The sequence below is a fragment of the Actinospica durhamensis genome, from assembly GCF_018139695.1.
Lineage (GTDB): Bacteria > Actinomycetota > Actinomycetes > Streptomycetales > Catenulisporaceae > Actinospica > Actinospica durhamensis.
On record NZ_JAGSOG010000692.1, the window covers coordinates 1 to 530 of the forward strand.

The 530-nt window shown below is 68.9% G+C and carries 1 protein-coding gene; it reads right to left on the reverse strand.

Features of this window, described 5'->3' with window-relative positions; genetic code table 11:
* A partial coding sequence (locus tag KDL01_RS41750; RefSeq protein WP_246577722.1) for a PEP-utilizing enzyme occupies positions 1-530 on the reverse strand: 530 nt, incomplete at both ends.

Here is a 530-nt window from a genome sequence, read left to right on the forward strand (position 1 = left end):
AGTATTCGACGACGGGGGAGGGTGCGACGGGGACTTCGCCGGTGTAGATCGCGCCGGTGGAGCCGTCGATGGAGATCAGGTCGCCTTCTTCCACGACCAGGCCGCCGGGGGCGGTGAAGCGGCGGGCTTTGGTGTCGACGTCGAGTTCCTCGGCGCCGCACACGCAGGTTTTGCCCATGCCGCGTGCGACCACGGCGGCGTGGGAGGTCTTGCCGCCGCGGGAGGTGAGGATGCCTTGGGCGGCGATCATGCCGCCGAGGTCGTCCGGGTTGGTCTCGCGCCGGATCAGGATCACCCGCTCGCCGGAGCGGGACCATTTGATCGCGGTGTAGGAGTCGAACACCGCCTTGCCCACCGCGGCACCGGGGGAGGCGTTCATGCCTTTCGCGATCCGCTTGGGTGTGCCGGCGAGGTCGAACTGGGGGAACATCAGCTGGGCGAGCTGGTTGCCGTTGACGCGCTCGAGTGCCTCGTCGGGGCTGATCACGCCTTCGTCCACGAGGTTGACCGCGATCAGGAACGCCGCGGCC